The 19844-nt window shown below is 61.1% G+C and carries 14 protein-coding genes; 3 read left to right on the top strand and 11 right to left on the bottom strand.

Features of this window, described 5'->3' with window-relative positions; genetic code table 11:
- The first annotated feature begins 63 nt into the window (after positions 1 to 63).
- A complete protein-coding gene (locus FGL65_RS09735) occupies positions 64 to 645 on the top strand; it encodes a TetR/AcrR family transcriptional regulator (RefSeq protein ID WP_147821020.1) in 582 nt (193 codons plus the stop codon).
- Between the two features lie 46 nt (positions 646 to 691).
- On the opposite strand, the gene FGL65_RS09730 is transcribed toward FGL65_RS09735, so the two are convergent.
- Both FGL65_RS09730 and FGL65_RS09725 read right to left on the bottom strand, forming a co-directional pair.
- Positions 692 to 1042: a hypothetical protein gene (locus tag FGL65_RS09730; protein ID WP_147821019.1), complete on the bottom strand. Its 351-nt coding sequence runs from the start codon at positions 1040 to 1042 to the stop codon at positions 692 to 694.
- Between the two features lie 146 nt (positions 1043 to 1188).
- A complete protein-coding gene (locus FGL65_RS09725) occupies positions 1189 to 1788 on the bottom strand; it encodes a hypothetical protein (protein WP_147821018.1) in 600 nt (199 codons plus the stop codon).
- A 365-nt stretch (positions 1789 to 2153) separates the two neighbouring features.
- On the opposite strand from FGL65_RS09725, the gene FGL65_RS09720 reads away from it, so the two are divergent.
- Positions 2154 to 3965, top strand: a complete 1812-nt coding sequence (locus tag FGL65_RS09720; RefSeq protein ID WP_187170344.1) for a methyl-accepting chemotaxis protein — start codon at positions 2154 to 2156, stop codon at positions 3963 to 3965.
- 375 nt (positions 3966 to 4340) lie between these two features.
- Here FGL65_RS09720 and FGL65_RS09715 read toward each other — a convergent pair whose 3' ends face one another.
- The 5 genes from FGL65_RS09715 to FGL65_RS09695 all read right to left on the bottom strand — a co-directional run bounded on the left by FGL65_RS09715 (position 4341) and on the right by FGL65_RS09695 (position 11111).
- The gene (locus FGL65_RS09715) at positions 4341 to 5039 is read right to left on the bottom strand and encodes a hypothetical protein (RefSeq protein WP_147821017.1); all 699 of its coding nucleotides are present in this window, start codon (positions 5037 to 5039) and stop codon (positions 4341 to 4343) included.
- 159 nt (positions 5040 to 5198) lie between these two features.
- The gene (locus FGL65_RS09710; RefSeq protein ID WP_147821016.1) at positions 5199 to 6212 is read right to left on the bottom strand and encodes an electron transfer flavoprotein subunit alpha/FixB family protein; all 1014 of its coding nucleotides are present in this window, start codon (positions 6210 to 6212) and stop codon (positions 5199 to 5201) included.
- 11 nt (positions 6213 to 6223) lie between these two features.
- Entirely contained in the window at positions 6224 to 7033 is an 810-nt protein-coding gene (locus FGL65_RS09705) for an electron transfer flavoprotein subunit beta/FixA family protein (protein ID WP_147821015.1), read from the bottom strand.
- Positions 7034 to 7119: 86 nt separating this feature from the next.
- On the bottom strand, positions 7120 to 8967 hold the full coding sequence (locus FGL65_RS09700) for a 4Fe-4S ferredoxin (RefSeq protein WP_147821014.1): 1848 nt from the start codon (positions 8965 to 8967) through the stop codon (positions 7120 to 7122).
- Positions 8968 to 9026: 59 nt separating this feature from the next.
- Positions 9027 to 11111, bottom strand: coding sequence for an acyl-CoA dehydrogenase family protein (locus FGL65_RS09695; RefSeq protein WP_147821013.1), 2085 nt, complete (start codon positions 11109 to 11111; stop codon positions 9027 to 9029).
- A 250-nt stretch (positions 11112 to 11361) separates the two neighbouring features.
- Between FGL65_RS09695 and FGL65_RS09690 the strand changes: the two genes are divergently transcribed.
- Positions 11362 to 15234, top strand: a complete 3873-nt coding sequence (locus tag FGL65_RS09690) for a class I adenylate cyclase domain-containing protein (protein ID WP_147821012.1) — start codon at positions 11362 to 11364, stop codon at positions 15232 to 15234.
- Between the two features lie 67 nt (positions 15235 to 15301).
- Here FGL65_RS09690 and FGL65_RS09685 read toward each other — a convergent pair whose 3' ends face one another.
- The 4 genes from FGL65_RS09685 to FGL65_RS09670 form a co-directional block, all read right to left on the bottom strand.
- Positions 15302 to 16144 (bottom strand): DNA polymerase III subunit delta', encoded by an 843-nt coding sequence (locus FGL65_RS09685; RefSeq protein ID WP_147821011.1) that lies wholly within the window; start codon positions 16142 to 16144, stop codon positions 15302 to 15304.
- 19 nt (positions 16145 to 16163) lie between these two features.
- Positions 16164 to 17438, bottom strand: a complete 1275-nt coding sequence (locus FGL65_RS09680; RefSeq protein WP_147821010.1) for an adenylosuccinate synthase — start codon at positions 17436 to 17438, stop codon at positions 16164 to 16166.
- Positions 17439 to 17546: 108 nt separating this feature from the next.
- Positions 17547 to 17951 (bottom strand): hypothetical protein, encoded by a 405-nt coding sequence (locus tag FGL65_RS09675; protein WP_147821009.1) that lies wholly within the window; start codon positions 17949 to 17951, stop codon positions 17547 to 17549.
- Positions 17952 to 18132: 181 nt separating this feature from the next.
- A complete protein-coding gene (locus FGL65_RS09670; RefSeq protein WP_147821008.1) occupies positions 18133 to 19821 on the bottom strand; it encodes a methyl-accepting chemotaxis protein in 1689 nt (562 codons plus the stop codon).
- Positions 19822 to 19844 lie beyond the last annotated feature (23 nt).

The following is a 19844-nucleotide window of genomic DNA, read 5'->3' as shown; positions in this document are numbered from 1 at the left end:
AAACTTGCCAACCCCTGTCAAGCGTGGCAAATACAAATTCGAGCCAAACAACAAGGGAGGGACATGACCAAAGCCGGACGCCCCAGAAGCGAACAGGCGCGGGAGGCCATACTGAACGCGACCCAGGCCCTGCTCAAAGAAAGCCAGGGAGCCGGACTGACTATCGAGGCCATTGCAAGGCGCGCCAAGGTCGGCAAGCCGACCATCTACCGCTGGTGGCCCACCTTGGCGGATGTCGTGCTGGAGGCGCTGCTTTGCCAGGCCGACGCGAACATCACGATTCCCCCCTTCGAATCCCTGCAAAAGACATTGCGCCACATCCTCAGGCTGTCCGTGAAAGCCATTGCCGACGGCGCGGGCGTCCATCTCCGCTTCCTGATGGCCCAGGCCCAACAGGACGAGGCCTTTCGCGAACGGTTCCGGAAAAATTTCACGGCAAAGCGGCGCGCCGTCCTGAAATCCATATTCATGAAAGCCGTTGAGCACGGAAATATCGGCCCGGATCAGGACCTGGACATGCTGACGGACGTCGTCTTCGGCGTCATGTGGTACCGCCTGCTCACAGGGCACGCCCCCATGGACGAAACCTTTGCGGATAAGGTGACCGGAATGGTCATGAAAATGGTGCAGCCTCTTCGCGCGTAGCCGAAGACCGCATCATGGCCGTGCGAAACGCGATCTGGACCGGCCGTCAAACCGCCTTGTAGAACCCGGCGCGGGCAAAGGTGAACTGCCCGGCCTGCAGCAGGGCGATCTCGTTCTCCTTGGAGGAGATCTGACGATATTTTTCGTCATCGGGCAACGGGCCGTTCCACACGGCGGCAATCTCGCCGCGAATGACCGCGATGCGCTTGTCGAACTCCTCCAGGGACATGGCGCTGTCGTACATGGCCTCCCGGGCGCTCTCCTCAAACAGCGCCACGGCCTCTTCCGACAGATCGACCACATCCCCGCCCCGGAAAACAGTGGATTCCCCGGCCTCGCCAACATCCATGCTGACGAGCAGGCCGGAAATCCTGCTTCCATCCAATACGACTTGCATGGCAACCCTCCTTGGTGCCGTTGTGCAAGTCCTATCGGCAGAACACGCGCTTCACTCTACCCCCGAGATACGCAATGCGCCCGTTTGCCTCCACTTCAGGGCATAAAAAAAGGGCGGTAAAACCGCCCTTCCGGAGCCCGTCCCGGTCAGGATGACTCGGACGACTGAAGCTGCGCAAGTTCCGACTCCTTGGTCAGCAGCTCCATTTCCTTGGTCTTGAGCTGCCGGGCGCTGTCGTCGTCGGTCTTGGCCTTTTCCTGAAGTTCGGCAATCTCCGCCTCCAACGCATCGATCTCGTCCTCAAGCTCCTCTATGTCGCTCTCGGAGTCCTCTTCCGAACCGGAGGCCTGCATTCCGCCGCCCATGGCTCCGCCTCCACTCGACTCCCCGCCGCCTTGGACCACCCCGGACGCACCGCTCTCGCCGCCCGAAGGCGCTCCGCCGTGCTCGGCCATCTCCGCTTCCATGTCGGATATTTCCTCTTCGGAAAGCCCCGTGGCTTCGCTGAAGGCGGCCCGCAATTCGGCCCGGTCCTCATCGGTAAGTTCGTCGGGCGCCTTGCCGATCTCCTCGATCTTGGCCTGCATCAGGGCGCGTCCCTCATCGGAAATCTCGACCCTGTCTCCCAGGGCCTCACGAAGGTCTCCCGGCTCTCCCTGACCTCGCTCCGTCTGGGCCTCGGACAGTTTGTCCATCCTGGTATTCACGGCAAAACCGGTAATACCGTCCGAATTGATCGTGGTCATGCATTCTCTCCTTGGTTGAAAGGCTTCATGATACCGCGCCTGCCTTCACAGGCGGCCGTTACAATTCGCCCCTCCCGTAGCATATGGACGTTCCGAAAACGCAATCCGTTACAGGCGGTTACATCTGGAGAAGGAATGACGCGGCTCTCACGTATCCCTCCAGAAAACTTCGAAATGGAACCCAACCCCCTCTTCAAACGAATGTTTTGATGATTTTTTTGACAAAACGTTTCCTAAAAACACCCAAAAAAAGCATACTGTAGCCATTCACAACTCGATACATACCGTTCACGGGAATCTAACTGCCCTCAAGGGCGTACATGTCGGTAAGATGCTTGGAGTCGAACAACATCGAAGGGGGGGACATGCTTAGAAGGTTCACCATCGGGCAGCGGATCATTTTCATCGTCATCCTCATGACCGTGTTCATCGCGGGCGTGACACTGGCCTTCCTGCAGAATTCCATGACGCTGGAAAAGACGGCGGTTTCGGAAGTGCAGGGGAAAATGCTGGACGGGCACAAGGCCCGCCTCAAACTGGCGGTCGACTCCATGGCGATCTCTCTAGGCAAGGCCCTTGAGGGATTCGAACGCGCCGAGCAGGATGCGATCCTGCGAAAGGCCATCACGCCCATCATTTTCGAGGAAGACAAGTCCGGCTATTACTTCGTGTTTCGCGGGACCATCACCGTGGCCCACCCCAAGGCGTCGCTCATCGACAAGGATCTCAAGGATCTCAAGGACGCCAACGGGATAAAGATGATAGCCGAGCTGGACAAGGCGGCCAAGGCGGGCGGCGGTTTTGTCGAGTATATCTGGCCCAAGGGCGACTCCGGCGACCAGCCCAAGCTGAGCTACGCACAGATGATCCCCGGGACCGACGTTTCCATCGGCACAGGTGTCTACATCGACAACGTCCAGGCCGAAGCCGCCAAGGTCTCCTCCTCGTTCCATAAGCTCATCGTTCAAAACCTGGTACTCATTGTCGGCAGCCTGGCGGCGCTTTTCGTGCTGGGGCTGGTGCCCGCCTGCTGGCTCATCATCCGCAGCATCACCACGCCCATCAAGACAGCCACCGATGCGGCCGGGCGGATCGCCAAGGGTGACCTGGAAGTGGAACTAGACGCCCAGGGAAGCGACGAGGCCGCACACCTGGAAAACGCCCTCAACTCCATGGCCCAGACCCTGAAGCAGAATATCAAGGAAATCACGGCCAAGACCGCCGAAGCCGAGGAAAAGGCGCTGGCTGCGGAACACGCCATGCACGAGGCTGAAGAGGCCAAGGCACTGGCCGAGACCGCCAAGTGCGACGGCATGATGCACGCGGCGCAACGCCTGGAGGGAATCATCGCCGAGCTGCTCGAAGCGGCCCAGGATATTGAAAGCCAATCCGCGGAGATCCGCCACGGCACCGAAATCCAGCGCGAGCGGGTGCACTCCACGGCCACGGCCATGGAAGAAATGAACGCAACCGTCCTGGAAGTGGCCCGCAACTCCAGCCACGCCGCCGAAGTCGGCCAGCTGGCCAAGGAAAGCGCCAGCGAAGGAGCCCAGGTTGTCAGCGAGACCGTGGCTGCCATGGACAAGACCCAGCGCCAGGCCGAACAGCTGCGCGAAAACATGGTCCAACTCGGCGAACAGGCCAACGCCATCGGCAACATCATGGGCGTGATCACCGACATTGCGGACCAGACCAACCTGCTGGCGCTCAATGCGGCCATCGAGGCGGCCCGCGCGGGCGAGGCCGGACGCGGATTCGCCGTCGTGGCGGACGAAGTCCGCAAGCTCGCGGAAAAAACCATGGTGGCAACCAAGGAAGTGGGCGACTCCATCACCGCCATCCAGTCCGTTGCCTCGGACAATATCGCCTCCATGCAGCAGGCCGTGGGGGGACTGGAACACTCCACGGAACTGACCAACAAGTCCGGCGAAGTCCTCCAACGCATCGTGGAGGCATCGGAACAGTCCGCAGACCAGATCCAGAGCATTGCCACCGCCGCCGAACAGCAGTCCTCGGCCTCGGAGGAAATCAACATAGCCATAGACGAAATCAACCGCATTGCCTCGGACACCGCGCAAAGCGTGGAGCAGTCCACAGCCAGCCTTGAACGCCTGGCGGAACAGGCCCGTCTCCTGGAAGAGGTCATCGAAGCGCTCAAGGAAGAAGGACAGTTATAACCACTCCCCCAATAAAACACGCCCCGGCCAAATCACGGATCAGGCCGGGGCGTGTAGTACAAAAATTAGCCCTCCATGGCCGGAAGCCAGGGGGGCGTTCAACTTTTTAAACCATTTTCAGGAACAAACAGCTCTCGCGCCTCTCAGTATTCACAAGCACAACATATTGATATAAAATAATATTTTACCAAATACCGCCGCAATAGAACAAACTGGCATGCCAGTTGCTAATAGTAAAGCAATCCTTCTTTCTTTTGCGATTAGAGAGAAACAAAGCTTCTTCGGGACGGTCCCGGGGAAGCTTCCTTCTTTTCAGGGGCAATAAAAAAGGGCGTCCCCAACGGAACGCCCATAAATCTCGTTTTTCCAGAGCTCTTATTCCGGCAAGGCGCCTTCGTCCACGCCGTTGCCATTTCCCCCGGACGAGGAAACATCCGGGTCATCCTCCACCTTCAGGTAATCCGGAAGGCTGACTTCCTTATCGGACTTCACGGATTTCGAGGCAGGAGCGGAAGACTCTCCGGCCGGAGCAATGCCGGGATCCACGGAAGTGGACTGGGAAGAAGCGACCGGCTGATGGGTCAACGCGGCAATATGCTGCTCCTGCTCGGCAATCTGCTGTTTCAGGTTGTCGATGCGCAGTTTATCCTGGCTGATGGCGGCTTCCATTTCGATCCGGTTGGAATCGTTTCCAAGCAGTTCCTGCTTGTAGCCGTTGATTTCCTTGACCCCTTCCACAGGATCGCTCAGGTCGGCGGCCCGGATGGCCTCGGCCTTTGCCAGGTCCACTTCGATCTCGCGGTGCTCGCGGTTGATCTTGGCCAGTTTGAGTTCGTTGACCGAACGCTTATGCTCATAATCGGCAAGCTGTTTCTTGAGTTCTGCCAGCTTGACGTTTTCCTCGGCCACGCTGAGCTCAAAACGGGCTTCATCCACCTTGGAAAGCTTGTCCTCGGACACCTGGGCCAGCAGGGAATCGTTGGTCCCGGTGATGGAGTTGGTCACAGAGCTTACGGAACGACAGCCGCCCATGGCGACAAGGGCAATGCAGGCGGCCAGCAACAGTTTTTTCATCAATCACCCCTCCATTCAGGGATTTGTTATCAAATTCATGTGATTCCTGGCTATATACCGCATTCAAAACAGGAATCAACCCCGTGCAAGAACCTTCACAAAAAAACCGGCCCCCCGCCATGGGCGAGAGGACCGGCAACCGAATCTGCGGGGATATTCCTATCCCAACAACTCGTTGACTTTCTTCATCAGTTCAAAAGCGTCGGCCACATAGAGCACGTCGGCCTTTCCCTGCGCCCAGCCACAACCTGCGTCGGTGTTGATGGCCCTGCGCTCGTTGACGAAACGCCAACCAACCACATGCGGTTCCTCGCCGTGGCAGCAGGTGGCCAGGCCCTTGGAATGGCGCGGCGTGGAGCCGGTCTGCCCCACCTGATGCAGGTGCGTCAGGAAGGAGATGACGGCCTGGCCCTCACCGGAGATATCCACCAGGGACTTGGAGGAACCCAGGGAGGACTTGGTGGAGTCCAGGAAGCCCAGGATGAGCTGCTCGGCCACATCCACATGAACGGCGCCGTCCCCCTGCTTCTTGGTCCAGCCGGCGCCGGCCACGAACAGGGTCTTGGCGTCCGGGCGAATGGTCTGCTCGTCGGCGCTGGGAGCCTGGATGCCGGTAACCTTGGTGCGCATTTCCGGCAGGGATACCGAAACCATCTCCACATCGGCGGAGCCGGAACCGGAGAACAGGTCAAAGCAGCCGGGATCAATAGTCAGAATCCAGGGGCGCTCGTCGCGGCTCAGTTCGCCCACCATGCGCTGGCGGTAGAACCAGCGCCGTGCAACGGGTTTGCCGTCCTTGGCCTCCAGGCCGGTCAGGTGGGTATCCACCCGCCCTTCCACGCGCACGGCCAGCCCCGGCAACGCGCGGCTGAAGCGGAAGGTGGCCGGTGCGACCACCAGTTCGGGGCTCACTGCCCTGAACAGGGCCTCGGCTGCGGCAACGTCCGATGCGTAACGGCCGTCGGCGAATTCCGCGCCGGAAACACCGTAAAACTTTGCGCCGCATCCGGCGACGGAATCGGCGGCAGCGGCAACGTCCGCGCCAATCAGGCCCACGGCCAGCTCAGCGCCCAATCCCTCGGCGGCCTGCTTGGCGGCGGTGAGGACTTCCAGGGAAACCTTGGCCAGGGTGCCGTCGGCTTCGGTATGTGCGAGATACAGTACTTTGCTCATGGCAGGTCTCCTTACTCTTGCAGCCAGTCGGCGATTTCCTTGGCCATGTCATCAAGGGCCATATCCTTGACCACGCGGGTCTCGCGACGCTGCTTGGGCAGTTCCACGGACGCGAAGGACAGGGACGAACCAGAGAGGTCGGCAGGCTTGGCCTGCTGCAGTGCGGGCATGACCAGACGCATGTTCTGCATGCCGACCTGCGGGTTGTTGGGCGGCTCGGGGAGTTCGCCGGTGGCCCAGCCGAGCACGGCGGGAGCGCCGGAGCAGACCGAGGTCTGATAAGCACCGCCCTCGATGCGCTCAAGGACTTCCAGGGAGCCGTCCGCACCCGGGGCAAGCTTGTCCACGCCCTGGAACTGCTCAGTGATGCCGAGCATTTCGCCCACCATCTGCATGACCGCTCCGGAACCGCGGGAAGCGGACTGCCAGCCGCCGAAAACCAGCAGCTTGGACTTGTCCAGCCCCTGGATGCCTTCGATGGCTCCGCTCAGGATCCTGGCAACCTCGAAGCTGTCGGTGAAACCGGAGGCCGAGCCGTCGGCGCAGACCAGCTCGAAGGGAACCTTCTGGGCTATGTTCATCATGACCTGCTGCAGCTTGGCCTTGGGGCCGAGGCTCACCAGCCAGACCTTGCTGCCCGGATTCTGCTTGGCCAGTTCTGCGGCCTCGTACAGGGCGTGCCCGGCCCAGGGGTCCAGCACGGCGGGAAGCATCATTTCGTTTTTCAGTTCAGGCCCTTTGGCGCCCTGCACGGGCTCCAGGGTTTGCAACGGGTCCGGGACGATGGAGCCGCAGACCACTATGTGGAATTCGTTGCTCATTGAGGCTTACTCCTTGTTGCTCGACGGCGCGGAACGACTTCCCGCCGCCAGTATGAAAACCGGAAATGCAGTTCCGGTATGATTCGCTAGTTTTCAGCCGAATGCAGGCCGCCCGAACCGGCGCGGAACTGGACGTTGGTCCGTTCGTCATCATCCGGGTGCGGCTTGCTACAGTTCCAAAGGCAGGCTCCGCAGTGCACGCATTTCTCGCGGTCGAACAGCGGCGCTCCGCCCTCGGGATTCACGGTGATGGCCTGGCCGGAACAGATGTCCGTGCAGACCTGCTCGGCGCAGACCTGGCAGGCGTAGGGATCGGCAAAAGTGACGTGGTCGGCGTAACCGGGGTTGGCCACCACCTTGCCGCCCATGAGCAGCGCATCCTGGTGCGAGACCAAGAGCTGTCCGTCATGGGGAATTTCGGGCCAACCGGCCCTGTCCATGAGCGCGTCGTGCAGGCTGGCGCCCTTGGCTTGGCATTCCTTGCGCAACTTGATGAGTTCCTGCTCGGAAACCACGCCCTTGAAATAATCCTCGATGCGCGGAATGCGCTCCCACGGCTTCTTCGACTTGCCGGGCATGTTCAGAAAACCCTTGGTCAGCCCGGAAAGGGCCATGCCCATCATGCCGGGAATGAAACCGAGGGTGAACCCGTCGCGGGCCTTGGCGGCCTGCTTGGCCTCTTCCTGCACCCAGCTGTTGCGGCGGCGGGAAACATAGGCCTGCTCCAGGTTTTCCCGGGTAAAGGGCTTGCCCTGCTTCATGAGTTCAATGACGCCCTCGGCAAGCTGCACGCCCGAGGCCCAGGCCTCGTCCACCCCCGAGCCGGTAAGCACGTTGGTGGTTCCGGAGCCTTCGCCGATACGGGCAAAGCCGTCGCCCACAAGGAACGGCTCGCCCTGCATGCCGGATTCCTGCAGGGACTTGGCGCCCCAGGAACGCAGGGTGCCCCCCTCCAGGTGCTTCCAGAGATACGGGTGCATCATCCAGTGCTGCATGTAGCGGTAGGCCGTGCGCACGGGATTGTCGAACCAGGACGGCACGAAGATGCCGAGGGACGCGGACATGTCCGGATAGACATACAGGAAGCCGAAAATTTCGGGCTCGGGATAGCCGATGGTGTGCAGCACGGTGCCGGGCTTGAGTTCGCAGCCCTCGGGCAGCTGAACCACCATCTTCATGCCCACGGCGTACTCGCGCTGATGGTTGCCCTCGGGCAGGCCCATTTCGCGGTCCAAATGCTGTCCGACACTGCCCACAGGGCCGTCGCCCACGACGGTCAGCGCGGCCTTCATGTCCATGCCGGGCATGTATCCGGCCTCGGGCTGGCCCTGCTTGTTCACGCCCTGGTCGGCCAGGCGCACGCCCTTGACCGCGTTGCCTTCGAGCAGGGGCTCGGCCACCGGAGTGCCGGGCCAGATCTGCACCAGGCCGGTGCCCATGGCCTGGGAACCGACCCACTGGTTGAACTGGCCGATGGACATGACCATGCCCTCGTGCTTCTGCAGAAAGGGCGGGATGTACGGCAGTTCAAAGGCATGGTCCCTGGCAAACGGCTTGATGGCCATTTCGGCCACCTTGACCGCCCCGCACTTGCGGCTGGCTCCCACGGGGTCCAGCAGGTAGGCGACCTTTTCCTCGGTCACCTCGTGGGCCATGGGAATCATGGAAAGATCGAGATCGGGAAACGATTCCCTGATGGCGCGGCCCTTGGTGACCACGCCGGAGACGCCGAAACCGATGTCGTCGGCGCGTTCGTAACAGATGACCTGGGGCGGCATGCCCGGCATGACCCTGCTTTCGGCAAGCGGGGTGCCGTCCTCGTTCATGAGGGCGCGGCTCAGGGTGGTGAGAAAACCGCCCGTGGCCGGTCCGAAACCGACACAGACGATGTCGGCTTCCATTTCCTGCCGTTCAACCTGAGGGATATCGCTCATGCAATCTCTCCGAGAAGAGGATGCCCGGCCAGAAACCGGGCATCCGTATTTGAATCATTTTACAGGGGGTAATCCAGCGCCTCTGGGATCATGACGCCTGACAGGGCCTTGCCCGCACGATCCTTGGCCAGACGCGCGCCGGTCATGCAGCCGTCCACCTTGGCCTTGAGGGAGACGAACTCGTCCAGGCCTGCGGGATGGCAGCCCTGGCCGCAGCAGTCACCGGCCGGTTCGGCATAGCCGTAGACCAGTTCGGTGCAGATGCGCACAGCCTCGCCGGCCGCACGGACGGCCTGCACGTGGGCCATGTCGGTGTAGAAGGCGCCCAGATCCTCGATGCCGTCGGCCAGGGTCGGGCTCATGGGGCCCTTGTCCTTGAGTTCGAGCACGTCCTGCACAAGGTAATAGGGTCCGAGCAGCCAACCCAGGGCATCGGCCATGGCGAAGGTTACGCCCTGGCGCTTGCCGTGGTAGAGCTTGCGGCCCTCGACGTCCTTGGCCTCGTGGAGATAGGTCATGGTCCACTGCCAGAGCTCGAAGGCGGCGGCCAGGGAATAGGCGCCCAGGCCCTGGTTCTCGGAACCAAGGCGGCGGAGCTGCTTGATCCATGCGGAAATCACACCCTGGAAGACGGGACTGGGCATGGTCAGGGTCAGATGACGGCGCTGCACCGCTTCCGGGCCCTCGTAGGTGGCCTCGAGCTGTGCGTCGGTCCACTTCTGCATCAGGAAGCCGGGGCAGTCCTCGGTGATGCCGTAACCGCCCACCAGACTGATGGCCTCGCGCATGATCGTTGCGCCCACGCCGGTACACCAGAGCTTGGTGGCCGGGTTGAGCACGCCCGCCATGGCGTCCATGTAGGCGAACTGCACCAGGGTATCGCCGGTGAGTTCCGCATATCGGGCGGCATCGCGTTCATCTTCCGGCGTGTATTCCAGCTCAACCAGCTCCAGCACCTTGTCCTGAAGCTTCTTGAGCGTCATCATCTGCTTGCGCGGTCCAACGACACCCTGTTCCTCGAAAAGTCTTTCCTTCGCCTTCTCGATGGGGTCGAAGGCATCGGCCAGGCGGGATGCCGCAAAGCCGAGAGAGGAACCTGCCTCGCCAGCGGCCCAGACATCCAGCAGGCGCTGGAGCGGATCCTCGTTCATCTGCACGCCGTGCTCGAAGCGCGGGCTGCCGGGCTTGGCCGCATCGCCGCCCTGGAAACGCTTGCGATGGTAACGAATGACCGGCTCCACTGCGGAAAGCAGCTTGGAAGTGGTCATGAGACCCACCGGGATGCGGGTGCGATGGAACACGGAACCGATGATCTCGCTGTGGCTGTATTTGGGAACGATCTGCCCGTCCACGATCTCGTAGCCGCCGATGATCCGGCTGGCCGGAACACGCAGCTTGAGGATCGGGTCGCGGGTGGAGGAAAGCTGATGCACCATCTTGAGGGTGGGCGCGCCGCGGTCAAAGGTGCCTTCATCGCCCTCTTCCAGGATGACCATGCAGGAGCCCTTGATGCGCTCGTCGACGGATTCCACGGCGGCGGTCACATAGGTGGCGAAATCCATGTTGGTGATGAACCGGCCGCGCTTGTCCACTTCGAGGATGGGATCCCCGTCGTTCCAGTCGGCCACGCGGACCTTGCCGCAGAGCACGCCGGTATCCACGCCCACGTAGGGCAGCGGTTCTGTCAGGGCGAACGCGCCCCGGTCCATCTGCCGGTCTTCGCCCGGCTGCACCGGCACGCAACGGCTCATGTATTCGTCACGCTGTTCGGTGGTGCCCTTCTCGTGAATGGGAGCCAGGGCCAGGTTGTTGGCCAGCGAGCAGGTAGCCGCGCCGCCGTCCACCCAGGCCAGCTCAAAGGCCACCAGCGCCAGGGCCAGGTTCTTGGGGCCTTCGATGAAACCGCCCTGATGCGGATCCATGAACAATGCGGTCAGGCCGGACTGGTCGAATGCAGTCAACAGCTCGGCCTTCTGGTCGGTCCATTCGTGGGTATTGCGGGCGCCCTCGGCAACCAGCTTGGCCACTATGCCGCGGGCGATGCCGCGGGCGGACTGTACGGACATCTGCAGGTCGTACCGGTCGGCGAAACGCCACATAATCTGCCGGACATCATCTCCGGGAAGGGTACGAAGTGTGTACATGTGCTTAATCCTGGTTCGGTTTAGATGGTATTCGGAGGTCTATCGATAAAGTTACGATCGTGGAAGATAGGCTATCAGCATTTTCGAGTCAAAGTTTTTTCCGTTTTAAAACTTCTGTTTAAGCCCTTCCCTTTCGATTCGCAAAGCATGGGCCCAAACAACGGGCCCAGAAAGAGAACCACAAAATACTTTCACATTTTGACAATATTCACCAAAGGTTGCAGTATATCTGGGAATCAAGACAAAAGTAATGACAACAGATTCGGAAACCATTCAGAACGCCCTTTCCGGTTTGCGCAATGCGCACGACGACCAGAAGGTGTTGGTGGGAAACCTCTCCGCCATAGCCAAGGCCACCAGAAGCATTCTGGACGCCGACAAGGCTATTTCGGCCAAACAGGCAGGGGGGCTGGCCGCGCGCATCCTCTACCACCACAGCGACAGGCAGATCATGGCGGCCTGCCTGGCCGTGCTCATGCAATCCGGGAAAACAGGGAGAGAGGCCGCCCGCAGGCAGATACAATCCCAATCCGTTTCCTCGCAGGAGCTGGTCGAGGTCACCAAACGGTTGGCCCCGGCCCACAGGCTGCTCCTGGCCCACGAATTTCTCCGTTCCCTGAAATCCCTTGAGGACAAGCCCCTACTCAAATGGCTCGAAGCCATGACGTCCTCATTACGAAACGCGGATCCCGAAAAAGTGCTGACGGGGCTGGCCACGCTCGGCCGGGAAGGAGAACGCCTCGCCTATCCGGTCAAGAGAATGATCCTGGCCGGAGATTTCGCCCCCTGGTTCCGGACCGTGCTTTCCTCGCCCATCGGCAACAGGGAGGTGGAGGGCATCGCCATGGCGCTCCGGGCCCTGGACGACCGGGACATGGAGCAGTTCGTCCACAAGGGACTGGCTTCGGGCGCTATTGCCCCGGACAGCAGGCTCATCAACGTACTGTGCGCCCACAGCGCCTCCTCCAACGAAAAACTGGCGCGCACCCTTCAGGCCCTGCTCAAAAGTTCAAGACTCAAGGCCGCACCGCAATGCCTGGCCGGGCTGCTGCACATGCGCTGGCCGCGCACCGGGGAAATCATGGCCCTGCTGCTGACAAAGCAGCAAAAAAACATGCCCCTCTGCGCCAGCCTGGCCCCCCTGCTCACGGAACGCGGGCTTGCGGGCCTGCTCAAACGACTCCCCCCCGCGCTTCTGGAGCCCTTCCTGGCCCACATGTTCACGGCCATGGGGATCATGGATCCCGATTTCCTGGCCGCCCAGCTCAAGACCGAGCCCGAGGAAACGTTCATGTATGCGGCCCAGCTCAAGGCCTTTGTCTCGGAGAACTCGGCGATCCTGATTGAAACCCACGAACTGTCCGGTCCAGCCTGCGACATTCCCGGCGAAGAGGAAACAAGACCGGGCCTCATGGCCCGCATCTTCGGCGACAAACGCCAGGCGCTGGCCAAGGCCCTGGAAAAGGGAACGGATTTCAGCGGCCGGGAATTCCCGGAAGCCATCCTGCGCAAGGCGGACATAAAACGGCGCGTATTCAAGGAAAACCGCATTCCGGAGGGAATCTTCGACAGCGTTTCCTTTTACCAGGTCAAATTCCGGGACTGCGACCTGAGCGGCAGCCGATTCCGCCAGGCGCGCTTCACGGAATGCTCGTTCAAGGACTGCTGTCTGGACCGCGCCTGCTTTGAAAAAACGAACTTCAGCAATTGCGAATTCCTGTACTGCGATCTTCAGGAAACGACCGTTTCCGCCACCACCTTCGCGGGCTGCACCTTCAAGGGCGTGCTCATGCCACACGCCCGGCTCCTGAAAACCGGCATGGATCAAGGCTCGTTCGACCAGTGCATCCTGACCGCCAGCCATTGGCAAGCGGTCCGGGCGGACCAATGCGGGTTCCTGGGGACGGACCTCAGCCGGGCAAATATGATGGATACCACGCTGAACGGCTGCGAATTCACGGACTGCTCCCTGAACCACGCCCAACTGGCGGACAGCCGTTTCCCGGGCACGGACTTCCGAGGCTGCACGGCAACCGACACCCGGCTCCGGGGAATACAGTCCGACCACCATCTCCTGCTCCAGGCCCGCATTCAATGGCTGCACGAAGCGGCTTCCCTGCTGGTGGCCCAACTCCCCGCCCCGCCCGCTACGGCCCTCCAGCCCGAGGCGAGACCCATTCTCCGCCGGGCGGCCATCCGCTGGGTCCGGCACCTGGAATTCGCCCGCCGCGAAGCCCGCATGCTGTACGACAACCGCAAGCGGCATGACCGGGCCATGAGTCTCCTGACCGGGGAACAGCAGAATTTCATCCGCATCCTGCCCTATGTCCTGCATACCGACATCTTCGACCAGAAACTCGGCATCTCCGGCGTGCCATCCTGTTCCGTGGCAGGATACACCCCGAGCGCGACAACCCTGCGGCTGGCCAAAGAGCTGTTTCCCGGCATTGAGCCCGGGAATCGCCCCGCCGAGATGGAAATCACCGGCCTCTACACCATGGGCAGTTACGGAAGCATGGCCCAGACAACGGAATCGGACATCGACTCCTGGGTCTGCGTCAGCAGTGAAACCGCCACCCACGACGCCATGCAGGGGCTCGGAAAAAAGCTGGAGGCGCTGACCCTGTGGGCGGACCTCCAGTTCGGCCTGGAGGCGCACTTCTTTCCCATGAGCGAAGAACTCATCCGCCAAAACGATTTCGGATACAGCGACAAGGAAAGCTCCGGCTCGGCACAGGCCATTCTGCTCAAGGAGGAATTCTACAGGTCGGCCCTCAAGCTCGCGGGCAAGAACCTGGCCTGGTGGCTGGTGCCCGCAGGGGCAGACAGGAAGCGATACGCCGCCTACTCCAGGGAGGCCCTTTCCTACCCGCTGGCAGTGGACAAACGCGTCGTGGACCTCGGCCCCCTGGACGCCATTCCTCCCGGCGAATTCTTCGGCGCGGCCATGTGGCAGATCGTCAAGGCGCTGCACAGCCCGTTCAAATCGGTCATGAAGCTGGGCCTGCTGGAACGCTACTCCGGTTTCGGCTCCTCGCAGGGCATGCCCCTGTGCGATACCATCAAGGGCCATGTGTTCGAAGGCGTCAACGACATCCAGCGCATCGATTCCTACACGGCCCTTTTCCGGGAACTGCGCTCCTACTATTCCGCCAACAACGATACGGAGGCCGTAAGCCTGCTCACCGAATCCTATGTGGCCAAGGCGGACTTCGGCAATGTGAGCATGTTCCTGAACCACCCGGCCACCAACGACGGCAGGCGCATGATCCAGGCCGTCGTGGGGAAAAGGGAAAACGCACTACAAAACGGCCTGCCTCGAAAGGGAACCTGGAACTTCAGCAAATCCCTGAAAATGGGGGAAGCGGTCAGCGCCTTCATGACCCGCACCTACCAGCGGATCCAGAAGGAACTGGGGGACAACGGTAAAACGGCATCCGCCCTGATCACACCTGAGGACATGACCCGCCTGGGAAGACGCATTTCCGCAAACTTCGCGAAAAAAAGAAACAAGGTCAGCCGCGTGCCGTTCATGGACGTGGGCAAGAACGCCTTTTCCACCCTGCACCTTTCGGCAATCAAGAAACCGGGCAAGAAAACGATCTGGGTGGCGCAGGGCAGCCAGAAATCCGAAGGGAAATCGTCGGTGCGGGGCATGCAGGTGCTGCGCAAGGACTACGACCCGGCCATGCTGCTTTGCTGGCTGTTCTTCAACAACCTCTACAATCCGGATGCACTCATCCAGGCGGACAGAACCATCGCCCCCCTGGCAGTGGCCGACATCCAGAAACTCATGACCTCCCTCATGGAATTCTTTCCCCTGCAGGAGACCTTCGAACGCGACATCGACGACGGCCTTGAGCCGGAACGGGTCACCAAGGCATTTTTCCTGCTCAACCTGACCGCCCCCCACGACATGAAAAAAGTGGCCCAGGCCACGGTCATCTATGCCACCACCTGGGGAGAGGTATTCTGCGAAACCTTTGAGAACCCCGACCCGAGCATCGAACGCCAGGCCTCCGCATTCCTGCGCAAGGCCATCAAACGCCGACTACGGGAACCGCTGGACATGGAATCGTTCATCCCCAAAGGATCGCAGTGCACAAGAATCAAGCTGGTCTGAGCCTGTTGGTCAGCCCACGAGAAGGATTCGCAGCAACCAACCGATCGGGCTCGTTGCTACGGCCACGCTAGACGAGACGGGTGGCGACCCAGTCCAGAACCAGCGAGGGGTTCACGGCCACGTGGGTATTGAGGGAGTCCTGGGCCTGAAGCAGCACCAGGTCGATGCGGCGCAGGCCGCGCAAGTCGAAGGATTGGGAAAGTTGCTGGGAGACAGGTGTCGAGGCCTGCCCCTTGAGAGCCTCGCGCAGTTCGCGCTGCATGCCGAGCACCACCTGCTGGGCAAGGTCCTTGCCCACCGCGCCCTTGGGCGAGGTGCGTTCGAACCAGCCTCGGCCGGACTTCCAGAATCCCACCAGGGCGGAAGTCCATTCATTGATTTCCGCGTCGTTCTGCCGGATATCCGGCCAGGCCATGGTCACCACCCAGCTCCGGGAAACCAGGGTCTCCAGCAGCCGTTCCCGCTGGGGCGCGGCCAGCACGAAGACGTTTCCGGGCCGGGGCTCCTCCAGGGATTTCAGCAGCGCGTTGGCCGCCTCGACCCCGAAGGCCTGGGCCTCGGCGAAAATGGACACGCGGTAGCCGTCGCCATTGGGAGGCTGCCCCCAGACGGACCGGGTGTCCCGCACGTCGGCTATCTTGATCTGCCCTTCCCTGCCGTCGAAAAACAGCAGGTCGCTGAAGGCCAGGTCCCTGATCTGCCGGCACACGGCGCAGGTCCCGCACGGAGCCGGAGCCTCCTTGCAGTTGAGCCGCATGGCCCAATACAGGGATAGGGCCACGCGTTCCTTTTCGGTGCCGCCCTCGATGACGATGCTTTGCGGAGGATCGGAGGCCATGGCGTCCAGGCGCTTGACCACATGCTCCTGCCCCGCAAGGACGGAAAACGGATCAATCTGCCCGGACACCATGGTTCAATTCCTGATGAGCCTAAAAGGTCTGTTCGCGGTCGGGACCAACGGAAACAATGCCCACGGTAACGCCGGAAAGTTCCTGGATGCGTTCCAGGTACTTGCGTGCGGTCAGGGGCAGGTCGTCCCAGGACTTGGCGTCGGTGATGTCCTCATCCCAACCGGGCAGGGTTTCATACACCGGCTCCACATAGGCCATGCCGTTCTGTTCCTGGGGAGGATAATCGACAAGCTCGCCATTGTACTTGTAGGCGGTGCAGATCTTGAGTTCCTTGAGCCCGGAAAGCACGTCCAGCTTGGTGATGGCCAGTTCGGTGGGGCCGTTCAGGCGGACGGATTCGCGCAGCACGACCATGTCCAGCCATCCGCAGCGGCGCTTGCGGCCGGTGGTGGCTCCGAATTCGCCGCCCTTGGTCTGCATGTAGTCGCCGTCTGCATCAAAGAGTTCCGTGGGGAACGGGCCGCCGCCCACACGGGTGGTGTAGGCCTTGACGATGGCGATGATGCGGTCCAGGTCGCGCGGGGAACAGCCGGAGCCGGAAGCGGCATTGGCGGTCACCGTGTTGCTGGAAGTCACGAATGGATAGGTTCCGTGATCGATATCGAGATGGGTGCCCTGGGCGCCCTCGAAGAGCACCTGGCCGCCCTTTTCATTGGCCTTCTGGATGGCGGAAGAAACATCGCCCAGATACGGGACCAGGCGTTCCGCGTACGGGAGCACCTGTTCATAAATGGCCTTGGCATCCACAGGCTCCACGCCGTACAGGTGCTTGAAGAGCACGTTCTTCTCTTCGAGCGCCTTTTCGATCTTCTCCAGCAGGAGTTCCTTGTTGGCGAAGTCCCCGGCCCGGATACCGCAACGGTGCATCTTGTCCTCGTAGCAGGGGCCGATGCCACGACCGGTGGTGCCGATCTTCTTGCTGTCGGACTTGGTGGATTCACGGGCGCTGTCCACAAGACAGTGATAGGGCATGATCACATGCGTCTTCTTGCTGATCATCAGCCTGTTGGCGGAAACGTCCAGCCCCTTTTCGGCCAGCTTGTCCAGTTCCTCGCAAAAGACGATGGGATCCAGGACCACGCCGTTGCCGATAAGGCATTTCTTGCCCGGGTGCAGGACGCCGGAGGGAATCAGGTGCAGAATGCACTGTTCACCGTTGACCACCAGTGTGTGGCCTGCGTTGTTGCCGCCCTGGAAACGGACGATGGCCGAAGACTTCTCGGCCAGCATGTCCACGATCTTGCCCTTGCCTTCGTCCCCCCACTGGGATCCGAAAACCACTATGTTAGCCATTGTATCTGCTCCTTGTAATGCCGCGCGGCCAGCCGACGGCACCATGATGTGCGCATGAAGAGAAGTATTGCGTTAATGAATGATTGCGTGCTCTGTCAACCGCAGAAATCACTCGCCGTCCCGTGGGGTCAGCTTGAGAATCTTTCCCTTGGGCTTGTCCTTGCCGTCCTCATTCTGCTCCACGAAACGAAGTCCCTCGGCCTTGAGGCCGGGTTCCTGCGTGGCGCCGTTTCTCCGGGGCCTTTCCGGGGCGGTCAGTGCGGCCAGGTCGGTGTGCTGGTCGGGTTCCGGCTCGCGGGACTGGGCCCAATTGTAGTTGAAGAGCTGGTTCTTGAAGCGCATGGACTGGATCATGTTGAAGACCAGCACGGACTCTTCCCAGCGTTTGGTGGGTTCGAAACGTCGAACCTGTTCGGCGTATTTCTCCCACAGGCTCATGAGAGATGCCTCGTCATAGGCGTTGAGCTGCTTCGCCAGCTTGACGATAGCTTTTTCCAGGTAAGATTCAGCCATTCTGTGTGAATTCCTCGATGAGTTTTTGCACGCGCAGGGCGCAAGACGCACGCGCGGGACTTACCTATAGCAGAAAAGAGGCCGGGCCGCCAAACCCAATTTTCCGGTCAAACCGGCCACTTCCAAACATAAAAAGGCCCCGGCCGAAACCGGAGCCTTCCAAGGAGGAGTACCCAACGTACTAGAAGCGTTCAAAGTCTTCGTCATCCATGCTCAGGTCCACCCCGCCGCTCTCGACGGGGGCCGCTGCGGGTTTGGGCGGGGCAATGGCCTTGGGCGCGGGACGCACCGAAGCCTTGGCCTTCACCGGCTTTCTCCCGGCCTGCTGCTGGCTCTGCATGGAACGCAGGGTTGCGGAATCCAGCTTGAAGAAACGGATGGATTCCTGGAGCTGCTCGGCCTGGCCGGAAAGTTCCTCCGCGGTGGAGGCCACTTCCTCGGAGGCGGAGGCGTTCTGCTGCACCACCTTGTTCAGCTCCTGGATACCGCTGTTGACCTGTTCGGCCCCGGCGTTCTGCTCGTCGCTGGCCGAGGCGATTTCCTGCACCAGCTCGGCGGTCTTGTTGATGTCCGGAACAATGCGCTCCAGCAGTTCACCGGCCTCGCCGGCCACCCGCATGCTGTGGGAGGAGAGTTCGCTGATCTCGGCCGCAGCCTGTCCGGAGCGTTCCGCCAGCTTGCGAACCTCGGCGGCGACCACGGCAAAGCCCTTTCCGTGTTCCCCTGCACGCGCCGCCTCGATGGCCGCGTTGAGCGCAAGCAGGTTGGTCTGGCGCGCGATCTCCTCGACAATAAGGATCTTCTCGGCAATTTCCTTCATGGCGTGCACGGTATTGCTCACCGCATCGCCGCCCTTGGCCGTATCATCCGCCGCCTTAAGGGCGATGGTGTCGGTGGCCTTGGCGTTGTCCGCATTCTGGCTGATGCTCGACGTCATCTCCTCCATGGATGCCGAGACCTGCTCCACGGCCGAAGCCTGGGTGCTGGCCCCCTGGGAAAGTTCCATGGAGGCGGCGGCCAACTCCTCGCTGCCCGCGGTCACGTTTTCCGAGGCCATGGTCACTTCGGCCACAACTGCCTTGAGCTGTTCCACCATGTGGCGCATGGCTCCGAGCACCTGCCCGGCCTCATCCTCGGCGGAATGGGTAATTTCCATGGTCAGGTCGCCCTCAGCCATGCGATTGGAGGCCTCCACGGCCTGCTGCAGGGGACCGACCATACTGCGTACCACCAAGATGACTACGCCGAATATGATCAGCAAAAGAATCACTGTGGGCACAAGCACTCGCAGACGCATGGAATTCATCTGCGCTTCCACGTCGTCCACGTAGATGCCGCTGCCCAGCACCCACCCCCAGGGCTTGTAGAGCTTGACAAAGGAAACCTTGGGAACCGCTTCCTCGGCCCCGGGCTTGGGCCAGTAGTAGTCCACGAATCCCTGCCCCTTTTCGCGGCAGACCTTCACAAATTCGCGGAAGAAATACACACCGTCCCTGTCCTTCATATCCGCCACGTTCTTTCCATCCAGAGAGGGCTTAACCGCATGCATGACTATCACATGGTTCATGTCGTTGATCCAAAAATACTCGCTGCCCTTGTAGCGAAGGGCCTTTACCGCAGCTGCGGCCTTCTTCTGGGCATCTTCCTTGGACAGGGCCCCGGAGCTTGCCTCCTTGCCGTAGAACTCGACAAGCGTGTAGGCCACGTCCACGGTGCTCATGACAGCAACACGCTTTTCCTCCATGAGCGCCGCCCCGGTGGTGGGAAGGTAGTAGAACAACATACCCGCCAGCACCAACACGGCCGTGCCCGCAAAAATCGTCAGGATCTTGGGCGCCATCCCCCAATCCCGAAACACCTTGATCTTCATGACCTCCTCCTTTTCATGCAAAT

This window comes from Salidesulfovibrio onnuriiensis (genome assembly GCF_008001235.1).
In the GTDB taxonomy this organism is placed as follows: domain Bacteria; phylum Desulfobacterota; class Desulfovibrionia; order Desulfovibrionales; family Desulfovibrionaceae; genus Pseudodesulfovibrio; species Pseudodesulfovibrio onnuriiensis.
The sequence above is the reverse complement of the archived record's forward strand: the minus strand, read 5'-3'. Positions and strand labels throughout refer to the sequence as shown.

Excerpts from the sequence above, each read along its gene's own strand:
- FGL65_RS09735 (WP_147821020.1), top strand. The coding sequence starts at position 64 with ATGACCAAAGCCGGACGCCCCAGAAGCGAACAGGCGCGGGAGGCCATA.
- FGL65_RS09730 (WP_147821019.1), bottom strand. The coding sequence starts at position 1,042 with ATGCAAGTCGTATTGGATGGAAGCAGGATTTCCGGCCTGCTCGTCAGC.
- FGL65_RS09725 (WP_147821018.1), bottom strand. The coding sequence starts at position 1,788 with ATGACCACGATCAATTCGGACGGTATTACCGGTTTTGCCGTGAATACC.
- FGL65_RS09720 (WP_187170344.1), top strand. The coding sequence starts at position 2,154 with ATGCTTAGAAGGTTCACCATCGGGCAGCGGATCATTTTCATCGTCATC.
- FGL65_RS09715 (WP_147821017.1), bottom strand. The coding sequence starts at position 5,039 with ATGAAAAAACTGTTGCTGGCCGCCTGCATTGCCCTTGTCGCCATGGGC.
- FGL65_RS09710 (WP_147821016.1), bottom strand. The coding sequence starts at position 6,212 with ATGAGCAAAGTACTGTATCTCGCACATACCGAAGCCGACGGCACCCTG.
- FGL65_RS09705 (WP_147821015.1), bottom strand. The coding sequence starts at position 7,033 with ATGAGCAACGAATTCCACATAGTGGTCTGCGGCTCCATCGTCCCGGAC.
- FGL65_RS09700 (WP_147821014.1), bottom strand. The coding sequence starts at position 8,967 with ATGAGCGATATCCCTCAGGTTGAACGGCAGGAAATGGAAGCCGACATC.
- FGL65_RS09695 (WP_147821013.1), bottom strand. The coding sequence starts at position 11,111 with ATGTACACACTTCGTACCCTTCCCGGAGATGATGTCCGGCAGATTATG.
- FGL65_RS09690 (WP_147821012.1), top strand. The coding sequence starts at position 11,362 with ATGACAACAGATTCGGAAACCATTCAGAACGCCCTTTCCGGTTTGCGC.
- FGL65_RS09685 (WP_147821011.1), bottom strand. The coding sequence starts at position 16,144 with ATGGTGTCCGGGCAGATTGATCCGTTTTCCGTCCTTGCGGGGCAGGAG.
- FGL65_RS09680 (WP_147821010.1), bottom strand. The coding sequence starts at position 17,438 with ATGGCTAACATAGTGGTTTTCGGATCCCAGTGGGGGGACGAAGGCAAG.
- FGL65_RS09675 (WP_147821009.1), bottom strand. The coding sequence starts at position 17,951 with ATGGCTGAATCTTACCTGGAAAAAGCTATCGTCAAGCTGGCGAAGCAG.
- FGL65_RS09670 (WP_147821008.1), bottom strand. The coding sequence starts at position 19,821 with ATGAAGATCAAGGTGTTTCGGGATTGGGGGATGGCGCCCAAGATCCTG.